The following is a 19,147-nucleotide window of genomic DNA, read 5'->3' as shown; positions in this document are numbered from 1 at the left end:
CACCCATGTACAAATCCGTTGGTTATGCGCTGGCGCTGCTGGTGGCCCTGGCGGCCCCGTTTGTCGGCTATCCCGTCTTCCTGATGAAGCTGCTGTGCTTTGCCCTGTTTGCCTGCGCGTTCAACCTGCTGATCGGTTACACGGGGCTGCTGTCGTTCGGCCACGCGGCATTCTTCGGCGCGGCCGGTTATGTGGCCGGCAACGCGTTGAAGAACTGGGGCCTGTCCGTCGAGCTGGCCTTGCTGGCCGGCGTCGGTGGCGCGGCCATTGTCGGGCTGGTCATGGGCGCGCTGGCGATCCGCCGTTCCGGCATTTATTTTTCCATGATCACGCTGGCGCTGGCGCAGATGGTGTACTTCGGCGGGCTGCGCTTTACCGATTTCACCGGGGGCGAGGACGGGTTGCAGGGCGTACCGCGCGGCAAGCTGCTGGGTGTGCTCGACCTGTCCCAGGACCTGACGTTGTACTTTGTCGTGCTGGCCATCGCCGTGGCCGCCTTTGCGCTGATCGTGCGTACCATTCATTCGCCGTTCGGGCAGGTGCTCAAGGCCATCAAGGAAAACGAGCCGCGAGCCATCTCGCTGGGCTACGACGTCGACCGATACAAGCTGGTGGCGTTCGTGCTGTCGGCGGCCCTGGCGGGACTGGCAGGCGCGCTGAAAACCGTCGTGCTGGGCTTCGAGACGCTGACGGACCTGCACTGGACCATGTCCGGCCTCGTCATCCTGATGACGCTGGTCGGCGGCATGGGCACGCTGGCCGGTCCTCTGCTCGGCGCGGTCATCATCATCGTCCTGGAAAACAAGCTGGGCGACCTGGGCACCATGCTGGCCAACGGCACCGGGATCGAGTGGTTCGGCACGCTGGGCGAAGCGGTCAGCATGGTAACCGGCCTGATCTTCGTTGCTTGCGTGCTGCTGTTCCGGCGCGGTATCGTGGGGGAAATCGTGGCCCGCTTCGACAGGCGCAAGCTTGCCTGAACCAGGCAACGCCGGCCACGCCGGCGTTTTTTTTCGACTGCACCATTGCAGGCGGCAAGCCTGAAACAATAAAAGGAAGAGACATGCACACACCTACCCGTACCGCCATGGCGCTGGCCGTTGCCGTTGCCCTGTCCGCTTGCGGCGATCACAGCCGTGATGAAACGCCGGCCGCGGTGAACCAGAAGCCCGCGTATCTGGGCGCCATTACCAGCATGAGCTATGACGGCAGCACGGACGACCTGCTGACCGCCGGGCTTGGCGCCTCGGGCCTGGCCGCCGCCGCGCCCCCCGTCTATAACGATCCGGCCAATCCCAGCGCGCGCGAACTGCGTCGGAACGCCATCTTTGCCAACTACCGCGCCGTACTCGACATCAATGCCGCCAGCGGTTACGGCTCACTGTACGGGCCGAACGTGCCCGTCGCAGGCGGCGCCGGCAATGCCAGCGGCATGATCGCGGGCACGGAATACCTGGCCTACGCGGACGACGGCAGCGGCAAACAGAACGTGACGTTGATGGTGCAGGTACCGGCCAGCTTCGACCCCGCCAACCCGTGCATCGTGACGGGCACCTCGAGCGGCTCGCGCGGCATCTATGGCGCCATCGGCAGCGCCGGCGAATGGGGCCTGAAGCACAACTGTGCCGTGGCGTATGCGGACAAGGGCAGCGGCACGGGGTTGTATACGTTCGATGACGACAGCGTGATCGGCCAGAACGGCTTGCGGGCGACGCGCACGGCGGCCGGCAAGAACGCGTCGTTCGCGCCGGAGCTGACGGATGCGCAGCGCAAGGCGTTCGCCGAGCAATATCCGGGCCGTATCGCCTTCAAGCATGCGCACTCGCAGCAGAACCCGGAAAAGGACTGGGGCAGGATCACGCTGCAGGCGGTCGAGTTCGCCTTCTATGTGCTCAATGAGCGCTATGGGGTGCAGACGGGCGACGGCACCGGCCGCACCGTCCGTTTCACGCCCGACAACACGCTGACGATTGCGTCCAGCATTTCCAACGGCGCCGGCTCGGCGCTGCTGGCGGCCGAGCAGGACACGCGCGGCCTGATCGACGCCGTCGCCGCCACGGAGCCGCAGATCCAGCCGAACAAGGCAACGGGGTACACGATTCGCCAGGGCGTGTCGACGGTGCCGGCGCAGGGCAAGGCGTTGCTCGATTACTCCAGCTATGCGGCGCTGTACCAGCCCTGCATTGCCGGCGGCGCGGGTCGGTGCGCGTCGCTGGTCCAGAAAGGCCTGCTGAATGGTACTGACCTCGTGGCACGGCAGAACGATGCCAAGGCGCGACTGAAGGCGTACGGCTGGACGGCCGATGCTGAGCCGCTGCAGGCCTTGCATGCGCTGACGAATGTGCTGGTGGCCGTCACGTACGTCAATGCCTACGGCAAGTTCTCAGTGGCGGACAAGGTGTGCGGTTTCAACTGGGGGCCGGTCGATACCACCGGTAATCCGACCGTGTTCACGGCCGCCCAGAAGGCATCCGCCTTTGCCACGCAGAACGGCATTGTCGGCACGCCGATCTATGAAGATTCGGTGGGCGGCGCCAAGGCGTACAACCTGGGCGTATCGAAATCGTCCGGTATCGAAGACCAGTCGCTGGATGGCTTCCTGTGCCTGCGCTCGCTGGCGACGGGGGTCGACGCCGTGACGGGCGATGCGCTGCAGGGCGACATGGCCACGATGAGCACGCGCGTGCGCGCCGGCATGACGGAAGTGCAGGCGACGGGCAACCTGCGCGGCAAGCCGGCGGTGATCGTGTCCGGCCGGTCCGATGCGCTGATTCCGGTGAATCACGCGTCGCGCGCCTATCTGGGCCTGAACGCGGCGGTGGAAGGCGCCAACAGCAAGCTGCGCTATATCGAAGTGACCAACGCCAACCATTTCGATTCGTTTGCCACCGCGCTGCCGAATGTCGTCGTGCCGCTGCACGTCTATCTGTTCCGTGCACTGGACGCCGTCTATGCCAATCTGAAGAACAGCGCGACGGCATTGCCGCCATCGCAGCTGGTGCGCACGACCACGCGGCTCGACGCCGGCGTACCGATCACAGAGCTGAACGTTCCGCTGATTTCCAACGCACCGGGATCGAACGCCATCACCATCAGCGGCACGACGGTCACGATACCGGAGTAAGTTCTTCAACCGGAAGCAGGTCCGACCTTTGGCCATGTGCCTGACCGATGTCCGATAGTCGGACCTGCCCCGAGTTCCCTCAGTACGCGGCCCCGTAGATCGCCCGCGCGTCCGCCAGGGTTACGTCGCGCGGATTGTTCCCCAGCAGCCGCGTCTGCAACATCGCATCCTCGGCCAGCCGGTCGAGATCGTTCTCGCTGATTCCCACCTGTCGCAAGGTGCGCTCGATGCCCGTCTGCTGGGCGAACTGTTCCATTGCCACGGCCAGCGCTTCGGCCCTTGCTTCATCACTGCCGGTGACGCCCGGGGCAACGATCTGCGCCAGTTCCGCGTACGAACGCAGCGCCGCTGAAGCGTTAAAGCGCAACACGTGCGGCAGGACCAGCGCATTCGACAGGCCATGCGGCACGTGAAAAATCCCCCGATCGGGTACGCCAGCGCATGGACGGCGGCGACGGGCGCGTTGGAAAACGCCTGGCCGGCCAATAGCGCACCCAGCAGCATTGCCTGCCGCGCCGGCAGGTTGCGCCCGTCGGTGCAGACCGTCAACAGATTCGACGACAGCAGATGCAATGCCTGGCGTGCCAGATTGTCCGACAGGGGATTCTTCTTGTGCCGGCTCGTGTAGGCCTCGATGGCGTGCACCATCGCATCGATACCGGTGGCTGCCGTGACTCTTGGCGGCAAGCCCACTGTCAGCTCTGCGTCGAGGATGGCGATATCGGCGTATAGCTGGGGTGCCACCACGCCCATCTTGGTCGTCGCGCCTGTCGTGACGATGGCGATGTTCGTCACCTCGGACCCGGTACCGGCCGTGGTCGGCACTTGCACCAGTGGCAGGCGGTTGCCGCGCACGGTGCCGATGCCGTACATCTCGGGCAGCGGCTGGTCGGTGCCCGCCAGCACGGCGATCAGCTTGGCGACATCCATCGAGCTGCCGCCGCCCAGACCGACGACCAGGTCCGTGCCGTGCGCGCGGGCGACATCGGCCGCCGCCAGGACCACGGCTTCCGGTGGATCCGCGACGACGTCCCCATAGATTTTCACGTGGAAACCGGCGGCCTCGAGGCTGCGTACCGGCGCCTCGGTCAGGCCGGTGGACAGGAAGCCGGGATCGGTCACGAGCAGGGCGCGCTGCGCGCCGGGGAAGCGTTGGCGCACGTGCTGGCCCAGTTGGGCGGCGGCGCCCAGAGCTGACACGATCTGGCTGACGGTGCTGAAGACGAAGTCGTTCATACGCTCTCCTTGTGTGGAACGGTCAGCTTACCAGAACGGCGGAGGCCGTTCTTTCGTACAATGATGAGCTTAACGGCGGGTTTGATACGGAGATACGATGCTGGACTATGCGATGCTGGGCGTGGCGGCGTTTGCCGCGGGGTTGGTCGATGCCGTGGTCGGCGGAGGAGGGCTGATCCAGATTCCCGTGCTGTTTTCCGTGTTCGGCAACACAGCGCCCGCAACGTTGCTGGGCACGAGCAAACTGGCCGGCATCTTCGGCACCGCCGCTGCCGCCGTGAATTACGCCAGGCGTGTCTCGATCGCGTGGACCACGGCGGCACCGGCAGCCATCGCTGCGTTCCTGTTTGCGTTCTGCGGCGCGTTCACCGTCACACACGTGCCAGCGGACTTCATGCGCACGCTGTTGCCGCTGGTGCTTATTGCCGTGGCCGTCTACACCTTCCGCCGCAAGGACCTGGGCAGCGTGCATGCGCCGCTGCACACGGGCCGGCGCGAGCAGCTCTTCGCCGTCTTCATCGGCGCCGGTATCGGCTTTTATGACGGCTTCTTCGGTCCGGGCACGGGCAGCTTCCTGGTCTTCCTGTTTGTTCGTTGTTTCGGCTTTGACTTCCTCGGTGCCTCGGCGGTGGCGAAAGTCGTCAATGTGGCCTGCAATCTGTCGGCGCTGCTGTGGTTCGGGTACAGCGGACACCTGCTGTGGCAGCTCGGGCTGATGATGGCCGTGTGCCAGGTGGCCGGTTCGCTGATCGGCACGAAGCTGGCGTTAAAGCATGGCAGCGGTTTCGTGCGACGGGTGTTTTTGGTTGTCGTGACGATCCTCATTGTCAAGACGAGCTGGGACGCCTGGCACCGATGGTAATGTTCCACGTGGAACAGCGGTAGTCATCAAAATCCCGGCCGTGGCGCCGGGATTTTTTTGTTCCACGTGAAACAATGGCCCGACTTGTTCGTCCATATTGCGACGTTTCACGTGAAACAATTTCGGGATTTTTGTGCCTAAAAAATTCGCAGCACGGAAAAAACCCTATAATCTTGGTTCAATCCCTTCGAATTTTTCCCACACCATGTTATTTCCTACTGAATTCGACGTCATCGTCGTCGGCGGCGGCCATGCCGGTACCGAAGCCGCGCTCGCGTCCGCCCGCATGGGCCAGAAGACGCTGCTGCTGACGCATAACATCGAAACCCTGGGCCAGATGTCCTGCAATCCGTCCATCGGCGGCATTGGCAAGGGCCATCTCGTCAAGGAAGTGGACGCAATGGGCGGCGCCATGGCCATTGCCACGGACGAGTCCGGCATCCAGTTCCGCATCCTGAATTCCTCCAAAGGCCCCGCCGTGCGCGCCACGCGGGCTCAGGCCGACCGCATCTTGTACAAGCAGGCGATCCGCTCGCGCCTGGAAAACCAGCCGAACCTGTGGCTGTTCCAGCAGGCCGTGGATGACCTGATGGTGGAGGGCGACCGCGTGGTCGGCGCCGTCACGCAGATCGGCCTGAAATTCCTGGCCCGTGCCGTCGTGCTGACGGCCGGTACTTTCCTGGACGGGAAGATCCACGTCGGCCTGCAAAGCTATTCCGCCGGTCGCGCCGGCGATCCGCCGGCCGTGTCGCTGTCGAGCCGCCTGAAAGAGCTGAAGCTGCCGCAAGGGCGCCTGAAAACGGGCACGCCGCCCCGCATCGATGGGCGCAGCATCGACTTCGCGCAGATGACGGAACAGCCTGGCGACCTCGATCCCGTTCCTGTGTTTTCCGTCATGGGCAACACGGCGATGCACCCGCGGCAGCTGCCGTGCTGGGTGACGCACACGAACGCGCAGACGCACGACATCATCCGCGGCGGACTGGACCGCAGCCCCATGTACACGGGCGTGATCGAAGGCGTCGGCCCGCGTTATTGCCCGTCGATCGAGGACAAGATTCACCGCTTCTCGGGCAAGGAATCGCACCAGATCTTCCTGGAGCCGGAGGGTTTGACGACGCACGAGTTCTACCCGAACGGCATCTCGACGAGCCTGCCGTTTGACGTGCAGATCGCCCTGGTGCGCTCGATGAAAGGGCTGGAAAACGCCCACATCATGCGGCCCGGTTACGCCATCGAATACGATTATTTCGACCCGCGCGGGCTGAAGGCGTCGCTGGAAACCAAGGCGATTGCCGGCCTGTACTTCGCCGGCCAGATCAACGGCACGACGGGTTACGAGGAGGCTGCGGCGCAGGGCATGCTGGCCGGGATCAACGCGGCACTGCAGACGCAGGGCAAGGAAGCGTGGACGCCGGCGCGTTCGGAAGCGTATCTGGGCGTGCTGGTCGACGACCTGGTCACGCAGGGCGTGCAGGAGCCGTACCGTATGTTTACCAGCCGCGCCGAGTACCGCCTTTCGCTGCGCGAAGACAATGCGGACATGCGCCTGACGGAGATCGGCCGCAAGCTGGGCGTCGTCGGCGACGCCCAGTGGGAAGCCTTTGAGCGCAAGCGCGAAGCCGTCGCTGCCGAGCTGGAGCGACTGAAGTCGACGTGGGTCAACCCCCGGATTCTGGCCGCCGCCGAGTCCGAACGCGTCATCGGTCAGGCGATCGAGCGCGAGTATTCGCTGGCCGACCTGCTGCGCCGCCCGAACGTCAGCTACGACAGCCTCGTCACGTTGATGGGGATGGAAGGACAGAACCTGGGCGGCCCGGGCGTGACGGATCCCGCCGTGCAGGAGCAGGTCGAGATCCAGCTGAAGTATTCCGGCTATATCGAACGCCAGCTGAAGGAAGTGGAGCGCCACGAACACTACGAAAACCTGAAGCTGCCGGAAGGCTTTAACTACCTGGACATTGCCGCGCTGTCGGTCGAAGTGCGCCAGAAGCTGGCCAAGCACCGCCCGGAAACGCTGGGCCAGGCATCGCGCATCTCCGGCGTGACGCCGGCGGCGATCTCGCTGCTGCTGGTGCACCTGAAAAAGGCGGGCTTCGGCGGCTTCGTCAACCTGAAAGACGAGGCCGCCTGATGGCCGTCTTCGAGCGCGCCGCACTGGCGCAACTGCTGAAAAACGGCCTGACCGACTTGCATCTGGAGCTCAAGGAAGCCCAGCAGGAGCAGCTGCTGGACTATCTGGCGCTGCTGCACAAGTGGAACCACGTCTACAACCTGACTTCCGTGCGCGATCCGGTGCAGATGATGACGCTGCATCTGCTCGATTCGCTGGCTGCCGTGCCGGCGTTCGAGGGCGCGGACAACGTGCTGGACGTGGGGGCAGGCGGCGGCTTGCCCGGCATCGTGCTGGCCATCGCGCGGCCGGACATGACAGTGTCGATGATCGACACCGTCCACAAGAAAACCGCATTTCTCACCCAGGTCAAGGTGGAGCTTGGCTTGGCCAACGTGACCGTCTACACGAAAAAAGTGCAGGATTTGCAGGTCACGCAGCCGTTTGACGTGATCACGAGCCGGGCGTTTGCCGACCTCAGCGATTTCATCGAGTGGTCCGAGCACCTGCTGGGCGAGGGCGGGCGATTTATCGCGCTGAAAGGCACGGCGCCACAGGACGAACGGGAGCGACTGCAGGAGCGGCTGCAAGGCCACTGGACAGTGCAGGATTTACAGGCTCTACGGGTGCCGGGGCTGGAGGCGGAGCGGCATCTGGTTTTTGTGCAAAAAACAGAAACCGTATAAATGGTATAAATCGTTTATATCGTATAAACCGTTTATACAGTATAAATCGTATAAACTATATAAATAATATAAACCGTATGTATGGTTTCATGCGGTTTGTCCAAAAAGACATACATGGCGAAAATCTTTTGTGTAGCAAATCAGAAGGGCGGCGTCGGCAAGACCACGACCACCGTCAACCTGTCGGCGGGGCTGGCAAAGCTGAACCAGCGCGTGCTGCTGGTGGACCTGGACCCGCAAGGCAATGCCACAATGGGCGCGGGCATCAATAAGGCCGGCCTGGAAGCTTCGACGTATGAAGTCATGCTGGGCACGTCCGATGTGGCGACGGCGCGGCTGCGCTCCGAGGCAGGGCGCTTCGACGTGCTGCCATCGAACCGCGAGCTGGCCGGCGCCGAAGTGGAGATGGTCGAACTGGAACGGCGCGAGACGCGCCTGAAGGATGCGCTGGCACTGGTCGACAAGGACTACGACTTCATCCTGATCGATTGCCCGCCCGCGCTGTCGATGCTGACCCTGAACGGCCTGTGCGCCGCGCACGGTGTCATCATCCCGATGCAGTGCGAGTATTACGCGCTGGAAGGCCTGTCCGATCTGGTCAACACGATCAAGAAGGTGCACGCGAACCTGAACCCGGACCTGAAGATCATCGGCCTGCTCCGCGTCATGTTCGACCCGCGCATGACGCTGTCGCAGCAGGTATCGGCCCAGCTGGAACAGCACTTCGGCGACAAGGTCTTCAAGACGATCATCCCGAGAAACGTGCGGCTGGCCGAGGCGCCGTCGTACGGCATGCCGGGCGTGACGTTCGACCCCAGCTCGAAGGGCGCACAGGCGTACATCGCCTTTGGCGCGGAGATGGTCAAGCGCATCAAGAAGATGTAAGGAAAAACCGGTGACAGGCTCCGATTACGCAAACCGGTACCGGCCTGCGGACCTGAAGCCCGGCGCCTGCCACCGTTCTGGAAAAATCGGAGCCTGTCACCGGTTTTCAGACGCACACAAAATTATTGGACACACATGGCAACCAAAAAACTAAAAGGCCTGGGTCGCGGCCTGGACGCGCTGCTGGGCGGCGACGGCGACCAATCCAACGCCGCCGAAGCCGGCAAGCCGTCCGAACTGGCGATCGGCCAGCTGCAGCCTGGTAAATATCAGCCGCGCACGCGTATGGACGAGGGCAGTCTGAACGAACTGGCTGCCTCCATCAAGACGCAGGGCATCATGCAGCCGATCCTCGTGCGCCCCGTCGGCACGGGCAAGGATGGCCAGACGACCTACGAAATCATCGCCGGCGAACGGCGCTTCCGGGCGGCGCAGATCGCCGGCCTGGACAATGTGCCGGTGCTGGTGCGCGAAGTGGACGACACGGCTGCCGCGGCGATGGCGCTGATCGAGAACATCCAGCGTGAAGACCTCAATCCGCTGGAAGAAGCCCAGGGGATTCACCGCCTCATCACGGATTTCAGTTTCACCCATGAGCAAGCTGCCCACGCCGTCGGCCGGTCGCGCAGTGCCGTGTCGAACCTGTTGCGGCTGATGAACCTGGCCGCGCCCGTGCAGACGATGCTGATGGCGGGTGACATCGATATGGGCCATGCCCGCGCGTTACTGGCAGTGGATGCCGCCACGCAGATCGGCCTGGCAAATGTTGTGGTCGCCAAACGCTTGTCCGTGCGCGAAACGGAAAAGCTCGTCACCCGCACCCTGGAAGAGCAGACGGCAAAACCGGAAGGCAAGGCGAAGGAAAAGTCCGGCGACATCAAACGCCTGGAAGAAGAGTTATCCGACACGCTGGCCACGCCGGTTGTGTTCCGCATCGGTGCCAAGGGGCGCGGGCAGATGATCATCGACTTCGCCGACCTCGACATTCTGGACGGCGTCATTGCCCGCCTGCGCGGCTGAGTGTTTACTCTAAAACACTGGGTCCGCCCGTGACCTTCTGCCATTGTCCGGCGCCGCCCTGTCCCGATATCGGTCCGGGACGGCGCACGGTGGCGCCCGCTGCACAAAAACCATGCAACAATGCCGGCCCGGCAGGCGCTGCGTCAGGAAGAGTTACGTAACATTTACCGCAAGAAAAGTTCTTAAGGCCTGTTTAAGCTGCTCATGCAGGCCTGATGCGCACCATGCTGGTGCGACAAGCATTCTGCCGGTGTTGCAATGTTGCCCGGTTTGCTCTGACGCGGTGCAGCATGTTTGACGCCGTTGACACAAGGGCCCTATAATCCCGTGTCTTTGGGTCTTAAAGCTACGTTAAGAAAGTCGGCAAGTGAGTGATTCTGCACAAAGTATCGCCCGGCCGGTGGTCCGAATCGTCGCCCTGCAATTTACAATCGCCGTCCTTTTCTCGGCCCTCGTCGCGTATTTCGCCGGGGTAGAGAAAGGCTGGTCTGCCGCCATGGGCGGCGCGATCGCGGTCATCGGCAGCGGAGCATACGCGCTGATCGTCGCAAGCGGTGGCAAGGACGCCAAAGCGGCATTGAAGCGTCACGAGCTCGCCGAGATGGTGAAGTTATTCATAACAGCAGTACTGTTTGTCGTAGCACTGGTGCTGTTTCAGTCGGCCACCGGGTTATGGCTGATCTTGGGTTTTGCCGTGGCGACCTTGGCGTACTGGTTGTCACTGCTCGCAGTTTAATCGCCGGTTTAGACCCTTCGTAAACGAAGGGTTCGGACAACAATTCTAAATTCAATATCACTAACTATGACCACTGAACACGGGGGGCACGCAGCCCCGGCTAACGCCACGGAATATATCCAACACCACCTTTCGCACCTGCAGTCCGCCGACGGCATGTTCAACCTGGACACGTTCTGGATCTCGGCGATCCTGGGCTTCGTGTTCCTGGGCGTGTTCTATATGGCCGCCCGCCGCGCCACGGCCGGCGTGCCGGGCAAGCTGCAGAACTTCGTCGAATGGATCATGGAACTGGTCAACGACACCGTCAACAGCGCCTTCCACGCGAAAAGCAATGTGATCGCGCCGCTGGCCATCACGATTTTCGTCTGGGTCTGGCTGATGAACGCGATGGACTTCCTGCCGGTCGACCTGCTGCCGCGCGTTCTGGAATTCTTCGGCGTGTACAAGCTGCGCGTCGTGCCGACGGCCGACGTCAACCACACCTTCGGCATGTCGTTTGCCGTGCTGCTGTGCATTATCGGTTTCTCGATCAAGGCCAAAGGCGTGGGCGGCTACACCAAGGAACTGTTCACGGCACCGTTCCACGCGCACGGCATCGCCGCTGTGTTCCTGGCACCGGTGAACTTCGTCTTCCAGATGCTGGAACTGTTGGCCAAGCCGATTTCGCTGTCGCTGCGACTGTTCGGCAACATGTACGCCGGCGAACTGATTTTCATCCTGATCGCGCTGCTGCCATGGTGGGCACAGTGGCTGCTGGGTGGTCCATGGGCAATCTTCCACATCCTGATTGTGACACTGCAGGCCTTCGTCTTCATGGCTCTGACGGTTGTGTACCTTAGCCTCGCGGTTGAGAAGCACTAACAAAGGAACCCGGACCACCTGTCGCAGCGCGGCGGTGGTCCCGGGCTCCGATCTGTAAATTGTTTTTATCTTTCGGTATCTGTAGTTTTTTTAAATCTTAGGAGAAATCTCAAATGCAAGCTCTGATCGCACAAGTACAAAGCATGACCGTTCTGGCCGTCGCAATCATCATTGGTCTGGCCGCAATCGGCACCGCATTGGGCTTCGCAATCCTGGGTGGCAAGTTCCTGGAAGCTTCCGCACGCCAGCCTGAACTGATGCCACAACTGCAAACGAAACTGTTCGTTATCGCTGGTCTGCTGGACGCGATCTCGATGATCGGCGTCGGTGTGTCGCTGCTGTTCACGTTCAACAACCCGTTCCTGACCGCCCTGACCACCGCCGTAGCTCAGTAATAACGCTCCAACCGGGGAAACTTTTTAGGAGCAAGGTATGAACATCAATGCGTCTCTCATCGGTCAGATGATCACCTTCGCGGTGCTCGTCTGGTTCTCGATGAAATTCGTCTTCCCGGCGCTCAATAGCGCGCTGGATGAGCGTGCCAAGCGTATTGCGGACGGTCTGGCTGCGGCCGACCAGGGTAAGGAAGCCATGGTGGTGGCCGAGAAGCGCGCCACCGAAGCCCTTACCGCCGCCCGTGACGAAGCCGCCCAGCGCGTTGCGGACGCCGAAAAGCGTGCTCAGCTGATCGCTGAAGAAATCAAGGCCAACGCCAAAGCCGAAGCCGATCGCATCATTGCGACGGCCAAGGCCGAAGCCGACCAGCAAGTCACCCAGGCGCGCGAGCAACTGCGTGCCCAGGTCGCTGACCTGGCCGTAAAGGGCGCCGAGCAAATCCTGAAGCGCGAAGTCAACGCGTCGGCCCACGCCGACCTGCTGAACCGCCTTGCGACCGAGCTGTAATCATGGCTGAACTCGCAACCGTCGCCCGTCCTTACGCGGAAGCCCTCTTCCGCGTAGCCCAGGCTGGCAACCTCGCGCAGTGGTCCGATCTGGTGTCCGAACTGGCCCAGATCGGTGCCCATCCCGAGGTGCTGGCATATGCCCGCAATCCGAAAGTGTCGGACAGCGATGTGGCTGCCGTCATGACCGGCCTGCTCAAAACGCCGCTCAACGCGGAAGCGAACAACTTCCTCTCGATGCTGGTCCAGAACGGCCGCATCGAGCTGCTGCCGGAAATCGGCACGCAATTCCACGCGCTGAAAAATGGCGTGGAAGGTGCAGCGGACGCTGACATCACGAGCGCATTCGACCTGGACGCTGCCCAGACGGCAGGCCTGGTCGCGACGCTGGAAAAGAAATTCGGCCGCAAGCTCAATCCAAGCGTCACGGTAGATCCATCGCTGATCGGTGGCGTACGCGTGGTGGTGGGCGACGAAGTGCTGGACACTTCGGTACGCGCCCGGCTGGAACAGATGCGCGTTGCGCTGACGTCGTAACGATCCAGGCGCTACTCCCCTGCGGCAGAACCATTTACCCTCGCGCAAGCTGAGAGAAAACAATTAGGAGTTAGTATGCAACTCAACCCATCTGAAATCAGCGAGCTGATCAAGAGCCGGATCCAAGGCATTGATGGCGGCGCTGAAGTGCGCAATCAAGGCACCGTTATCTCGGTTGCCGACGGTATCTGCCGCATCCACGGCCTGTCCGAAGTGATGCAAGGCGAGATGCTGGAATTCCCTGGCAACACGTTCGGCCTGGCAATGAACCTGGAGCGCGACTCCGTCGGCGCCGTGATTCTGGGTGCCTACGAGCACATCTCCGAAGGCGACACGGTCAAGTGCACCGGCCGCATCCTGGAAGTGCCGGTCGGCCCGGAACTGCGTGGCCGCGTGGTCAACGCCCTGGGCCAGCCGATCGACGGCAAAGGTCCTGTCGTGACGCAACTGACGTCGCCAATCGAAAAGATCGCACCGGGCGTGATCGCCCGTGAGTCCGTCTCGCAGCCAATGCAGACGGGCCTGAAGTCGATCGACGCGATGGTGCCGATCGGCCGTGGCCAGCGTGAGCTGATCATTGGCGACCGCCAGACCGGTAAATCGGCTGTCGCAGTCGACGCGATCATCAACCAGAAGGGCCAGGGCATGACGTGTATCTACGTCGCCATCGGCCAGAAGGCTTCGACCATCAAGAACATCGTGCGTTCCCTGGAACAGCACGGCGCGATGGAATATACGATCGTTGTCGCCGCTTCCGCATCGGAATCGGCTGCCATGCAGTACATCTCGGCCTACTCGGGCTGCACGATGGGCGAATACTTCCGCGACCGCGGCGAAGACGCGCTGATCGTATACGACGATCTGTCGAAGCAGGCTGTTGCCTACCGTCAGATTTCCCTGCTGCTGCGCCGCCCACCAGGCCGCGAAGCCTACCCAGGCGACGTGTTCTACCTGCACAGCCGTCTGCTGGAACGCGCAGCCCGCGTGAACGCCGACTACGTGTCCGCCTTCACCAACGGCGCCGTCACGGGCAAGACCGGTTCGCTGACGGCACTGCCGATCATCGAAACGCAGGCAGGCGACGTCTCGGCCTTCGTGCCGACGAACGTGATCTCGATTACCGACGGCCAGATCTTCCTGGAAACGTCGCTGTTCAACGCCGGTATCCGTCCTGCGATCAACGCCGGTATTTCGGTGTCGCGCGTCGGTGGTGCTGCTCAGACCAAGGTCATCAAGAATCTGTCCGGTGGTATCCGTACCGACCTGGCCCAGTACCGTGAGCTGGCCGCGTTCGCGCAGTTCGCTTCCGACCTGGACGAATCGACCCGCAAGCAGCTGGACCGCGGTGCCCGCGTGACCGAACTGCTGAAGCAGGCACAGTACTCGCCGCTGTCGATCTCCCTGATGGGCGCATCGCTGTTCGCCGTCAACAAGGGCTTCCTGGACGACGTGCCAGTCAAGTCGGTGTTGGCGTTCGAAGCCGGCCTGCACTCGTACCTGAAGACCAAGCAAGCCGCTCTGCTGACCAAGATCGAAGAAAGCAAGCAACTGGACAAGGACGGCGAAGCTGCGCTGTCGGCCGCCATTGCTGATTTCAAGAAATCGGGCGCATTTTAAGCGTGATGGCGACGCCTGACGGCGCCGCCTTTCAACGCAAAAGGAGTAAGGACTCATGGCAGTAGGCAAAGAGATACGTGGCAAGATCAAGAGCGTAGAAAATACGAAGAAGATCACGAAGGCGATGGAAATGGTCGCCGCATCGAAAATGCGCAAGGCGCAGGATCGCATGCGCGCCGCCCGTCCCTACGCGGACAAGATTCGTGTGATCGCGACGAACCTGGCAGGCGCCAATCCGGAATACACGCACCCGTTCCTGGCCGAAGCACAGGGTACGCAAGCAAAAGCAGTGGGTTTCATCATCGTCACGACCGACAAGGGTCTGTGCGGTGGCCTGAACACCAACGTGCTGCGCATGGTGACGGCGAAAACCCGTGAACTGGAAGCCGCCGGCAACAGGATCGAAGCTGTGGCAATCGGCAATAAGGGTTTGGGTTTCCTGAACCGCGTCGGCGTGCCCGTGGTGGCGCAGGCGACCCAGATCGGCGATACGCCGCACCTGGAAAAGCTGATCGGCCCTGTGAAAGTAATGCTGGAGAAGTTCCAGGAAGGTAAGCTGGACGCGGTCTACCTGTGCTATACCAACTTCATCAACACGATGAAGCAGGAGCCTCGCGTCGAGCAGCTGCTGCCGCTGACGGCGGACAAGCGCGCCGCCGACAAGACGGCGCTCCAGTGGGATTACATCTACGAACCGGATGCAGCGACCGTCATCGACGAACTGCTGGAACGTTACGTGGAAGCGCTGGTGTACCAGTCCGTGGCGGAAAACCTGGCGTCCGAGCAATCGGCACGCATGGTCGCGATGAAGGCCGCCAGCGACAACGCTGGCAGCGTCATCGGCGAGCTGAAACTGGTCTACAACAAGACCCGCCAGGCAGCAATTACCAAAGAACTCTCTGAAATCGTGTCCGGTGCGGCCGCGGTTTAAACGAATTTAACTATATTTGAAGGAACGAACATGGCTGATGGCAAAATCGTTCAGTGTATCGGCGCTGTGGTGGACGTTGAGTTCCCGCGCAACGCGATGCCTAAGGTTTTTGACGCGCTGAAAATGGAAGGCTCCGAGCTGACCCTGGAAGTGCAGCAGCAATTGGGCGACGGTATCGTCCGTACCATTGCTCTGGGTTCGTCCGACGGCCTGCGCCGCGGCATGACCATCCAGAACACGGGCAAGCCGATCATGGTGCCAGTTGGTAACGGCACGCTGGGTCGCATCATGGACGTGCTGGGTAACCCGATCGACGAGCGCGGCCCGGTTTCGCAAGAATTCACCGCCTCGATCCACCGCACGCCACCTGCATACGACGAACTGTCGCCATCGCAGGACCTGCTGGAAACCGGCATCAAGGTCATCGACCTGGTCTGCCCGTTCGCCAAAGGCGGTAAAGTCGGCCTGTTCGGCGGCGCCGGCGTCGGCAAGACCGTCAACATGATGGAACTGATCAACAACATCGCCAAGGCGCACTCGGGTCTGTCCGTGTTTGCCGGCGTGGGTGAGCGTACCCGTGAAGGTAACGACTTCTACCACGAGATGGCCGATGCCAAAGTCGTCGATCTGGACAACCTGGGCAACTCCAAAGTCGCCATGGTCTACGGTCAGATGAACGAACCGCCAGGCAACCGTCTGCGCGTCGCGCTGACCGGCCTGACGATCGCTGAATCGTTCCGAGACCAGGGCAAGGACGTTCTGTTCTTCGTCGACAACATCTACCGCTTCACGCTGGCCGGTACCGAAGTGTCCGCTCTGCTGGGCCGTATGCCTTCCGCCGTGGGTTACCAGCCGACGCTGGCCGAAGAAATGGGCCGTCTGCAGGAACGCATCACGTCGACGAAAACCGGTTCGATCACGTCGATCCAGGCCGTCTACGTCCCTGCGGATGACTTGACCGACCCGTCGCCAGCGACGACCTTCGGTCACCTCGATTCCACCGTCGTTCTGTCGCGTGACATCGCCTCGCTGGGTATCTACCCTGCCGTCGATCCACTGGACTCGACCTCGCGTCAGCTGGACCCGCTGGTCGTCGGCCAGGAGCACTACGACACGGCCCGCGCCGTGCAGGGCACGCTGCAGCGCTACAAGGAACTGCGCGACATTATCGCGATTCTGGGCATGGACGAACTGGCACCGGAAGACAAGCTGCTGGTCGCGCGCGCTCGTAAGATGCAGCGTTTCCTGTCGCAGCCGTTCCACGTTGCTGAAGTGTTCACCGGCTCGCCAGGTAAATACGTTTCGCTGAAAGACACGATCAAGGGCTTCAAGATGATCGCTTCCGGCGAACTGGATCACCTGCCGGAGCAGGCGTTCTACATGGTCGGCACGATCGAAGAAGCCATCGAAAAAGCCAAGAAGCTGGGCTAATCGACATGGCCCGGGATGATTCCCGGGCCGTTTCACCTTAGGATTGAACATGGCAAATACTATTCACGTCGACGTGGTCTCCGCGGAAGAGCTGATCTTCTCCGGCGAAGCCACGTTCGTCGCGTTGCCGGGCGAACAGGGCGAGCTGGGGATCTACCCGAAGCACACGCCGCTGATCACCCGTATCCGTCCAGGCGCGGTACGCATCCAGGTTCCAGGCAAGGCGGAAGAAGAGTTTGTCTTCGTCGCTGGCGGCCTGCTGGAGGTGCAGCCGAACGCCGTGACGGTGCTGGCCGACACGGCAATTCGTGGCGCCGATCTGGATGAAGCCAAGGCCCAAGCCGCCAAGAAACTGGCGGAAGAAAGCCTGACCAACAACAAGACCGGCATCGACTACGCGAAAGCGCAGGCGGAACTGGCAGCGGCCATCGGCCAGCTGGCAGCGATCGCCAAACTGCGCCAGGCCAAGCACTGATCTGGACGCATCGTAGAAAAGCAGCCTGATGGCTGCTTTTTTTTTGCGCTGTCCCGAACGTTTTATGTCATGACCTGGAGCGCCAACGAGCAGCCGCGACAAATCGCTGCCGCAACGGCGTGGCTACTATCTCGGTTACCTCGTGGCGCAGGAAGCGGCGAAGTCGCGCGATGTCGCCGAGCTGGCAAAGCTGGGCTGCGGCCCCGCGCGCGAGCTGGTTGAGAATACTGTGCGCAAGCCGCGGGCCGAGACGCAGCGCTAGCGCCTTACTGGCACAGGCCGTACGCTTTACGGTCGGCGAAATAGCGATACGTAAAGGTGCGCAGCCGATAGCGGTCGCCGTCGATGTACAGCGCCGGCGGGGTCAGATCGAAACGTTCCGGCAGCTTCGCGGGCACCCGCAGCCGCGCACGCCATTGCGTATGGTCGGAGTTTGCCACCGCCGCCAGCAGCTTCGGCACGCCTTCGATCGAATCGACGATTTCCGGCCGGGTATCGGTGCCGCGCGAATAAAACGTCACCACTTGCGCATTGGCGATCCGTGCGCCTTTCGGCTGCGTCACCGGATATGTCAGCGTGGCGAACTGCGCCATTGCGCCACGAGGCAGCAGATAGACGAAACCGAATTCGGCGCCGCCACCCGGCAATGTGCTCGGGCTCGTGGCCGTGACCGTGATACCGCCCGGCAGGTCGAAACGGGAGGTTTCCACGTAGTCCTTGCATTCGGGCGTCTTCGCCATGTACAGCTGGACGGGTTCATAGCGATCGCCGCAGGCGGTGACGGAGAGCAGGGCAAGCAGGGGCGCAAAGCGGCGCATGAGAATCATTTCGTGGATGTCGGGATGACGCAGTTTACCTGACGCCCGGTGCCCGCAACAGTGGCATCGACGCATGGAGCGTGTTGCGATGGGAACGGCAGTCGCTGTTCGTATGACGGAACGATTGCCTGCGCCTCTACTCTTCTCGACAGCGCACCGGTTCCGACATCGGGCCGACATGGCCCATAAATCGCGTCGTTTCCATGCACGGGCACTGGGCATTAACGCCAGTGCGCTCATTGGCCGTTCGCGCCCGCCAGCATATTCAAGAGTGGCCCAGACGCAATATGTATCAGCGCCCGATAAGCACGCTGCGACATAAATATCTCCCGGCAATAACTTTCCGAGCGCGACCTACCGTCCTGTTAATCTGGTGAATCGTGCGCGCCGGTGGCTGGGCAAGAGTGATAGTCTGTCTACTCCACAATGAGGAGCAGACATGATTCACCATCTTGGTATTGTGGTGTCCGATTTCGTCCGCAGCTCGGCGTTATATGACGCCTGCCTGGCACCGCTGGGTATCCGCCGCACCGAAACCGACCTTGATTGGGCCATTTATGCGCCCGAAAGCGGCCATCCGTTTTTATGGCTGGGCTCGGAAGTGCCAACGTATTGGTCGTCCGGCAAGCAGGCTGGTAATGCTCCCATCCACCTAGCCTTTTGTGCGCCCAACCGTGAGGCGGTCGACGCCTTTTATCGCGCCGCCGTGGAAATGGGGGCGGAAGACCACGGCCCTCCCGGTATCCGCATCAGCTACGCCAATTTCTATAGCGCGTACATTCTCGACTACGACGGCAACAATATCGAAGCCACGCTGCGCGAAGCATAATCCGCTGCAGTCGAGACAGACACCTCATCGGTCACAGCCCTGAAGAGGTGTCTGCCGATCCGTTTATCCGCGTCCCGTACC

18 protein-coding genes and 1 pseudogene are annotated in these 19,147 nt (G+C 61.9%); 17 read left to right on the top strand and 2 right to left on the bottom strand.

The window, feature by feature from the left end; translation table 11 throughout:
* Positions 1 to 5 precede the first annotated feature (5 nt).
* Positions 6 to 980 (top strand): branched-chain amino acid ABC transporter permease, encoded by a 975-nt coding sequence (locus tag E1742_RS15905; RefSeq protein ID WP_134385968.1) that lies wholly within the window; start codon positions 6 to 8, stop codon positions 978 to 980.
* A gap of 83 nt (positions 981 to 1,063) precedes the next feature.
* Positions 1,064 to 3,124, top strand: coding sequence for a 3-hydroxybutyrate oligomer hydrolase family protein (locus E1742_RS15900; protein WP_134385967.1), 2,061 nt, complete (start codon positions 1,064 to 1,066; stop codon positions 3,122 to 3,124).
* A gap of 79 nt (positions 3,125 to 3,203) precedes the next feature.
* Here the strand turns inward: E1742_RS15900 and E1742_RS15895 are convergent.
* A pseudogene (locus E1742_RS15895) lies at positions 3,204 to 4,360 on the bottom strand (iron-containing alcohol dehydrogenase).
* Between the two features lie 97 nt (positions 4,361 to 4,457).
* Here E1742_RS15895 and E1742_RS15890 point away from each other — a divergent pair.
* From E1742_RS15890 to E1742_RS15825, 14 genes are all read left to right on the top strand, one after another.
* Positions 4,458 to 5,222, top strand: coding sequence for a TSUP family transporter (locus E1742_RS15890; RefSeq protein ID WP_134385966.1), 765 nt, complete (start codon positions 4,458 to 4,460; stop codon positions 5,220 to 5,222).
* A gap of 205 nt (positions 5,223 to 5,427) precedes the next feature.
* Entirely contained in the window at positions 5,428 to 7,356 is a 1,929-nt protein-coding gene (mnmG, locus tag E1742_RS15885; protein ID WP_134385965.1) for a tRNA uridine-5-carboxymethylaminomethyl(34) synthesis enzyme MnmG, read from the top strand.
* Positions 7,356 to 8,021, top strand: coding sequence for a 16S rRNA (guanine(527)-N(7))-methyltransferase RsmG (gene rsmG, locus E1742_RS15880; RefSeq protein ID WP_134385964.1), 666 nt, complete (start codon positions 7,356 to 7,358; stop codon positions 8,019 to 8,021). Before mnmG ends, rsmG begins: the two co-directional genes overlap by 1 nt.
* 114 nt (positions 8,022 to 8,135) lie before the next feature.
* A complete protein-coding gene (locus E1742_RS15875; protein ID WP_134385963.1) occupies positions 8,136 to 8,906 on the top strand; it encodes a ParA family protein in 771 nt (256 codons plus the stop codon).
* A gap of 135 nt (positions 8,907 to 9,041) precedes the next feature.
* A complete protein-coding gene (locus tag E1742_RS15870; protein ID WP_134385962.1) occupies positions 9,042 to 9,926 on the top strand; it encodes a ParB/RepB/Spo0J family partition protein in 885 nt (294 codons plus the stop codon).
* Positions 9,927 to 10,293: 367 nt separating this feature from the next.
* Positions 10,294 to 10,662, top strand: coding sequence for an ATP synthase subunit I (locus tag E1742_RS15865; RefSeq protein ID WP_134385961.1), 369 nt, complete (start codon positions 10,294 to 10,296; stop codon positions 10,660 to 10,662).
* A 66-nt stretch (positions 10,663 to 10,728) separates the two neighbouring features.
* Positions 10,729 to 11,526, top strand: coding sequence for a F0F1 ATP synthase subunit A (gene atpB / locus E1742_RS15860; RefSeq protein WP_134385960.1), 798 nt, complete (start codon positions 10,729 to 10,731; stop codon positions 11,524 to 11,526).
* 113 nt (positions 11,527 to 11,639) lie between these two features.
* Entirely contained in the window at positions 11,640 to 11,921 is a 282-nt protein-coding gene (gene atpE / locus E1742_RS15855; protein ID WP_107139967.1) for a F0F1 ATP synthase subunit C, read from the top strand.
* A gap of 37 nt (positions 11,922 to 11,958) precedes the next feature.
* A complete protein-coding gene (locus E1742_RS15850; protein ID WP_134385959.1) occupies positions 11,959 to 12,429 on the top strand; it encodes a F0F1 ATP synthase subunit B in 471 nt (156 codons plus the stop codon).
* 2 nt (positions 12,430 to 12,431) lie between these two features.
* A complete protein-coding gene (locus E1742_RS15845; protein WP_134385958.1) occupies positions 12,432 to 12,965 on the top strand; it encodes a F0F1 ATP synthase subunit delta in 534 nt (177 codons plus the stop codon).
* A 75-nt stretch (positions 12,966 to 13,040) separates the two neighbouring features.
* The gene (gene atpA, locus E1742_RS15840; protein ID WP_134385957.1) at positions 13,041 to 14,582 is read left to right on the top strand and encodes a F0F1 ATP synthase subunit alpha; all 1,542 of its coding nucleotides are present in this window, start codon (positions 13,041 to 13,043) and stop codon (positions 14,580 to 14,582) included.
* Positions 14,583 to 14,637: 55 nt separating this feature from the next.
* Positions 14,638 to 15,513, top strand: coding sequence for a F0F1 ATP synthase subunit gamma (atpG, locus tag E1742_RS15835; protein WP_134385956.1), 876 nt, complete (start codon positions 14,638 to 14,640; stop codon positions 15,511 to 15,513).
* A gap of 30 nt (positions 15,514 to 15,543) precedes the next feature.
* Positions 15,544 to 16,944: a F0F1 ATP synthase subunit beta gene (gene atpD, locus E1742_RS15830; protein ID WP_134385955.1), complete on the top strand. Its 1,401-nt coding sequence runs from the start codon at positions 15,544 to 15,546 to the stop codon at positions 16,942 to 16,944.
* A 49-nt stretch (positions 16,945 to 16,993) separates the two neighbouring features.
* Positions 16,994 to 17,419, top strand: a complete 426-nt coding sequence (locus tag E1742_RS15825) for a F0F1 ATP synthase subunit epsilon (RefSeq protein WP_134385954.1) — start codon at positions 16,994 to 16,996, stop codon at positions 17,417 to 17,419.
* 266 nt (positions 17,420 to 17,685) lie between these two features.
* On the opposite strand, the gene E1742_RS15820 is transcribed toward E1742_RS15825, so the two are convergent.
* Positions 17,686 to 18,237 carry a hypothetical protein gene (locus E1742_RS15820; RefSeq protein ID WP_134385953.1) on the bottom strand — a complete coding sequence of 184 codons (552 nt, stop codon included), beginning with the start codon at positions 18,235 to 18,237 and terminating at the stop codon, positions 17,686 to 17,688.
* Positions 18,238 to 18,676: 439 nt separating this feature from the next.
* Between E1742_RS15820 and E1742_RS15815 the strand changes: the two genes are divergently transcribed.
* Positions 18,677 to 19,066, top strand: a complete 390-nt coding sequence (locus E1742_RS15815; RefSeq protein ID WP_134385952.1) for a VOC family protein — start codon at positions 18,677 to 18,679, stop codon at positions 19,064 to 19,066.
* Positions 19,067 to 19,147: the final 81 nt, after the last annotated feature.

Origin of the sequence: Pseudoduganella plicata (assembly GCF_004421005.1) — a bacterium.
GTDB classification, from domain to species: domain Bacteria; phylum Pseudomonadota; class Gammaproteobacteria; order Burkholderiales; family Burkholderiaceae_D; genus Rugamonas; species Rugamonas plicata.
The sequence above is the reverse complement of the archived record's forward strand: the minus strand, read 5'-3'. Positions and strand labels throughout refer to the sequence as shown.

What these genes read in the sequence shown, in the direction of transcription:
- E1742_RS15905 (WP_134385968.1), top strand. Translation starts at nt 6, where the DNA reads ATGTACAAATCCGTTGGTTATGCGCTGGCGCTGCTGGTGGCCCTGGCG.
- E1742_RS15900 (WP_134385967.1), top strand. Translation starts at nt 1,064, where the DNA reads ATGCACACACCTACCCGTACCGCCATGGCGCTGGCCGTTGCCGTTGCC.
- E1742_RS15890 (WP_134385966.1), top strand. Translation starts at nt 4,458, where the DNA reads ATGCTGGACTATGCGATGCTGGGCGTGGCGGCGTTTGCCGCGGGGTTG.
- mnmG (WP_134385965.1), top strand. Translation starts at nt 5,428, where the DNA reads ATGTTATTTCCTACTGAATTCGACGTCATCGTCGTCGGCGGCGGCCAT.
- rsmG (WP_134385964.1), top strand. Translation starts at nt 7,356, where the DNA reads ATGGCCGTCTTCGAGCGCGCCGCACTGGCGCAACTGCTGAAAAACGGC.
- E1742_RS15875 (WP_134385963.1), top strand. Translation starts at nt 8,136, where the DNA reads ATGGCGAAAATCTTTTGTGTAGCAAATCAGAAGGGCGGCGTCGGCAAG.
- E1742_RS15870 (WP_134385962.1), top strand. Translation starts at nt 9,042, where the DNA reads ATGGCAACCAAAAAACTAAAAGGCCTGGGTCGCGGCCTGGACGCGCTG.
- atpB (WP_134385960.1), top strand. Translation starts at nt 10,729, where the DNA reads ATGACCACTGAACACGGGGGGCACGCAGCCCCGGCTAACGCCACGGAA.
- atpE (WP_107139967.1), top strand. Translation starts at nt 11,640, where the DNA reads ATGCAAGCTCTGATCGCACAAGTACAAAGCATGACCGTTCTGGCCGTC.
- E1742_RS15850 (WP_134385959.1), top strand. Translation starts at nt 11,959, where the DNA reads ATGAACATCAATGCGTCTCTCATCGGTCAGATGATCACCTTCGCGGTG.
- E1742_RS15845 (WP_134385958.1), top strand. Translation starts at nt 12,432, where the DNA reads ATGGCTGAACTCGCAACCGTCGCCCGTCCTTACGCGGAAGCCCTCTTC.
- atpA (WP_134385957.1), top strand. Translation starts at nt 13,041, where the DNA reads ATGCAACTCAACCCATCTGAAATCAGCGAGCTGATCAAGAGCCGGATC.
- atpG (WP_134385956.1), top strand. Translation starts at nt 14,638, where the DNA reads ATGGCAGTAGGCAAAGAGATACGTGGCAAGATCAAGAGCGTAGAAAAT.
- atpD (WP_134385955.1), top strand. Translation starts at nt 15,544, where the DNA reads ATGGCTGATGGCAAAATCGTTCAGTGTATCGGCGCTGTGGTGGACGTT.
- E1742_RS15825 (WP_134385954.1), top strand. Translation starts at nt 16,994, where the DNA reads ATGGCAAATACTATTCACGTCGACGTGGTCTCCGCGGAAGAGCTGATC.
- E1742_RS15820 (WP_134385953.1), bottom strand. Translation starts at nt 18,237, where the DNA reads ATGCGCCGCTTTGCGCCCCTGCTTGCCCTGCTCTCCGTCACCGCCTGC.
- E1742_RS15815 (WP_134385952.1), top strand. Translation starts at nt 18,677, where the DNA reads ATGATTCACCATCTTGGTATTGTGGTGTCCGATTTCGTCCGCAGCTCG.